Origin of the sequence: Acinetobacter sp. WCHAc060033 (assembly GCF_004209125.1) — a bacterium.
GTDB lineage: Bacteria > Pseudomonadota > Gammaproteobacteria > Pseudomonadales > Moraxellaceae > Acinetobacter > Acinetobacter wuhouensis.
Window position 1 is genome coordinate 1 of sequence record NZ_SGSW01000099.1, and the last position, 4,382, is coordinate 4,382.

The 4,382-nt window shown below is 35.4% G+C and carries 3 protein-coding genes, 1 pseudogene and 1 other annotated feature; of the genes and pseudogenes, 1 reads left to right on the plus strand and 3 read right to left on the minus strand.

The genetic code is table 11. The features are described 5' to 3' along the window. From EXE10_RS20205 to EXE10_RS20215, 3 genes and pseudogenes are all read right to left on the minus strand, one after another. Positions 1-1,008, minus strand: a pseudogene (locus EXE10_RS20205) (IS3 family transposase); the annotation flags it as partial. After that, positions 617-733: a sequence feature (AL1L pseudoknot), on the minus strand. Its footprint overlaps the pseudogene before it by 117 nt. Before the next feature lie 130 nt (positions 1,009-1,138). Next, a complete protein-coding gene (locus EXE10_RS20210; protein ID WP_020753599.1) occupies positions 1,139-1,480 on the minus strand; it encodes a hypothetical protein in 342 nt (113 codons plus the stop codon). Between the two features lie 157 nt (positions 1,481-1,637). Further along, on the minus strand, positions 1,638-2,000 hold the full coding sequence (locus EXE10_RS20215; RefSeq protein ID WP_020753598.1) for a hypothetical protein: 363 nt from the start codon (positions 1,998-2,000) through the stop codon (positions 1,638-1,640). Between the two features lie 1,080 nt (positions 2,001-3,080). Between EXE10_RS20215 and EXE10_RS20220 the strand changes: the two genes are divergently transcribed. After that, positions 3,081-4,379, plus strand: coding sequence for a hypothetical protein (locus EXE10_RS20220; protein WP_227552934.1), 1,299 nt, complete (start codon positions 3,081-3,083; stop codon positions 4,377-4,379). Positions 4,380-4,382: the final 3 nt, after the last annotated feature.

Genomic DNA, 4,382 nt, shown 5'->3' on the forward strand with positions numbered 1-4,382 from the left:
AAGCATTATCGTATGAATCACCAGTTGTATCGACTGATGCTCGTAAATTTGCTGCTTCTAAACGATTGGTATAGCGAATCGAAAGATATTGCACACCCCTGTCGGAATGATGAATCACATTCTTTGGCATGCCTCGATCGTGCAATGCTTGCTCAAGTGCATCGAGCACCATATCTGTATTCATCCGTGTAGATACTTTCCATCCAACAATTGCTCGTGAGAACACATCAATAATAAAGGCGGTATAGACCCAGCCTGAATGAGTTTGAATATACGTAAAGTCACTGACCCATAATTGGTCAGGTCGATCAGCACTAAAATTACGTTTCACTAAATCATCTGCTCGTTTTTGATCATCTCGGTTGCGGGTAGTTTGTTTGTTCTTACCACGCCAAACACCTTGTATATCTAGCTTCTGCATCAATCGAGCAACTGTACAACGTGCAATAACATAACCCTCACGTTTCAATTGTTGCCAAACTTTACGTACACCATATCGACCTGAACTTTCCTTCCAAATTCGTTTAATTTGTTCAGCATGATGCTTATAATGTAGATCTCGTTTCGCTCGATGTTCTGGATTGTCAGCGAGATCTAAAGTTCGGTAATAAGTTGAAGCTGCGATCGGTAAAATCCTACAAATCGCATCAACACCATATAAGTCTTTATTGTTATGGATGAAATCCACCATTATTTGTGTGGGCGGTCGAGCTCCGCCTGGGCGAAAAAAGCGGCTGCTTTACGTAGAATTTCATTGGCACGCTTTAATTCTTTAATTTCACGTTCCATTTGCTTCATTTTTTCTTGATCAGATATCTGTTGTACTTTAATAGGATTTTGCTGATCTAAATGCTTTTGATGCCAGGCACGAAGTGTTTCAGGAGTACAACCAATCTTAGGCGCAATTGCTGTGATTGCAGCCCAAGTAGAAGGATAATCTTTTTCAGATTCAATTAGTAATTGAACCGCTCTTTCTCTAATTTCGGGGGTATAGGTTGGTTTTTTCATCGGAATAGTCTCTCAGAATATTGAGTCTCCGACAAACCCGGTACGGTTCACTTCCTTATTCCAGCATTTGATTAGGTAGAAGATTGGTTGACCGCCATTCAGTATAGCTTGATCTAGGAAGGCTTGACGCTTACAGCCCTTGATCTTCATTTGTTGTCTTCTTAGTACGTGGCTTTCTTGTTTTTGGTAATACAGGTACACGTGCATCTGCTGTTGCTTTCTTATTGGCTTGTACCAGATTAATGTTGTTGACTTCTAGGCTTGCTTCTAAAGCATTGTCGATACCGCTTTTAAAAGTTTTAATTTCAAAGTCTTCAGGAGCTTTGAAGTACTGTTCAAATACAGTTACAGGAACAGTAGGTCCATTTAGAATAAGCTGTAGCTTTGTTTGATCTGATAGCTCAGGACTGAAGTCTTGATATGTTGCTAATACGAATTTCTTTTTATTGGTGATGATGAATACTGAATACATGGTTGTATCTCTTTTTATTTGAAGTTGTTTTTATTCTTATTGTTTTTCTGTTTGCTTATAATTTTTAGTTATAGAAAACAGATACATATATAACATATTTTTATTATACTGTCAATCCTTATAACTTTTAGGAATAAGAATACCTATTCTGCATAGGCTATTCGTATTTGTAGTCTTTAAAATCAGTTCCCTCTACAAGTGTCATACACGTAAGGAAAGCTACATCACTTGCTAACTGTTCATCTCTTACGTTCCAGAACTCATCTACAACTGCATTAATTAGTTGCTTATAATAGTTTTTATAAAAGGAATGCTTGTTTAACTGTGTTTCTAAAGTATTGAAATAACCTACCTTAAATTCTTCTTTTCCTATGTCTTCATATTTTTGTATTTCGACAGAACTTTTGGCTATATCCTCCGCTACAGCACAAAGACTAAATTTGTAATTATGATCCACTTCAATAGCTTGAGCCATAGTACCAGTACAAGCCAACAGTAAAGTTAAAACTATCTTTTTCATATTAAACAGTTATATGTAAAGTTGTAGCTTCATTCTATTTGATTAGTATTGAAAAATAAACAGCATACAAAACAGATTAGTAGGCAGTCAGTTCAATGTTTGATATGGATACGTGCCTGTTAAGGTACGGATACAGATTAAAGATTGATTATCTGACTGTTAAAGGTTGTTATTCATTGACTGTTAAGGAAATGAATAAGAAGCTTGTTATAGGTTGAACAACTATTTTTCTATAAGAAGATATGAGAACGACTGAAAGGAGTTCGATATATCGCTCTATTCTTTTTCTTTATTTGAAAAATTAATTAAATATTTATTAATTAGTTATCTGTATTTTTTTATAATTTCTTCTTTAAGATTCAAGTTAAAAAAAGCCCTAAAAGATTGACTTTTTTGATAGTCCCAAGACAAGGTTTTGTCTAGCCTTATTTTATAAGACTTTTTAAGCTTCCTTCAAAATCAGTTGAAAACATTGAGTTATAAAAGAATGGACCTCAGCTCGAAACTTTACGAAGTATAGCGAGTAACAACGAAGCTATGCTGAAGTAAATGTTTGAGCAACCAACCGACTGTATGCAATAGCTACAGTAATGGAAGGAACAGAGGGCGGTCAGTAAATAGGCTTTAGGTGCTATGTCTGTGTGCGCTTATGTGTACCTAGAATCCGTACATTTTTGTTTTAAGGTTTTTGCTTTTTTCATTTTTAAAAACAAGTAGTTATAAAATGTCTAAGACAAGGTTTTGTCTACAGCCTTTAAATTTTCCTTTATAAATTCACTGTAATTTGAGTATCGAATTGCAGCGAAAGCCGTATAAAACCTAAGATCAATTAAGACCGAAATCTGTCTTACTTATCCACAGTTTTAAATTTAAAAACAAAACAAGTGTTTAGCTAGACAAATAAAGCAATTCAAGACAAAAATAGATCCACAAGACAAGTTATTGACATTATCTGTCTTGATGTAATATAATCTGTCTCAAGAGGGGAGAACAGTCTTCCATTACAACAATATGCAATGAGGATAATAAAACGTGCAAATAGGAAAAATAAGCACAGTGTTTAAAGTTTATGATGCAATGATGGGTAGCGGTAAGACTACTCAAATTATAGAAAACATTAGAACAGCAGAAAAAGACCAGAACTTTCTTTACATCACTCCATTACTTGATGAATGCCATCGTATTTCAGGTACAACATACGATCCTGAAGATGTATTAAAACGTCCTTTAATTACCACAGAAGACGATACAAGCGTTCATTACGCATATTTAGATGATGCTCCTTTGAAGGAAAGACGTTTCAAGCATCCAAGCTATAAGGGTGGAAATAAAGCTGAAAGCTTGCAATACCTGTTAAAGAACAAAGAAAACGTAGTCAGTACACATCAGCTTTTTATGAACCTAACACCAAATATGTTGGATGATGCGAAAGACTATGTACTGATTATTGACGAAACAATTCAAGTCTATGATGTATATACAGAGCATTCATCTACAGAGTTAGAAGCTCTTTTCCGTTTAGGTTGGATTCATGTTGATGATGATGCTGTCACTCTTCGTTTCAACCGTGAAAAGTATGGTGATAACGGTGGTGACCCGACGGGTACGAAATATGAAAACCTAGCAACAATGTGTGATCTCGGTCAGCTCTTGTATGTGGACCAGAAGCTGATTGTTTGGGAATTGAGTATCGACACACTGAGATCTTTTAAAGAAGTCTGGATTGCTACTTATATGTTTGAAGGCTCTCAAATGTCAGCGTATTTGAAATCGTATGGCGTTGAGTATGAACTGATCCGTTTTGGTAACAAGCCTTCTCAAATTAAGCATTTAGTCACTATTTCAGATAACAAGTTTATTAATGAGATTGGTACTAAAACTACAGCATTGAGTTCAAGCCAATTCAAATCAAATAAGAAAGCTTTATGTGAGCAGTTGTCAAAAAATCTTGATAACTATTTCCGTAACCATGTTAAAGCGAAAAAGTCAGATAGACTTTGGACTTCATTTAAAGAAGCACATTCAGCAATTGCTGGATCACGCTATAAAGAAGAATGGTTAGCCTTCAATACAAAGGCAACTAACGAATACAAAGACAAAACCAACTTAGCTTACTTGATGAACCTATATCCAAATCCAATGGTTGTTAAAGCTTCAGCTATGAAGGGATTCCCTGTTAAGGAAGATGTATTCGCTCTATCTGAGATGGTCCAATGGATATGGCGTTCTGCTATTCGTGAAGGTAACCCAATCAATATTTATGTACCAAGCTCAAGAATGCGTAGTTTATTACAGCGTTGGTTAAATGATGAATTTGAAAATTCTGCTGCTGAAGATATTGAAGTTACAGAAGAAGCCGAACAGTTAGAATTAGTTTAAATT

Excerpts from the sequence above, each read along its gene's own strand:
- EXE10_RS20210 (WP_020753599.1), bottom strand. The coding sequence starts at position 1,480 with ATGTATTCAGTATTCATCATCACCAATAAAAAGAAATTCGTATTAGCA.
- EXE10_RS20215 (WP_020753598.1), bottom strand. The coding sequence starts at position 2,000 with ATGAAAAAGATAGTTTTAACTTTACTGTTGGCTTGTACTGGTACTATG.
- EXE10_RS20220 (WP_227552934.1), top strand. The coding sequence starts at position 3,081 with ATGGGTAGCGGTAAGACTACTCAAATTATAGAAAACATTAGAACAGCA.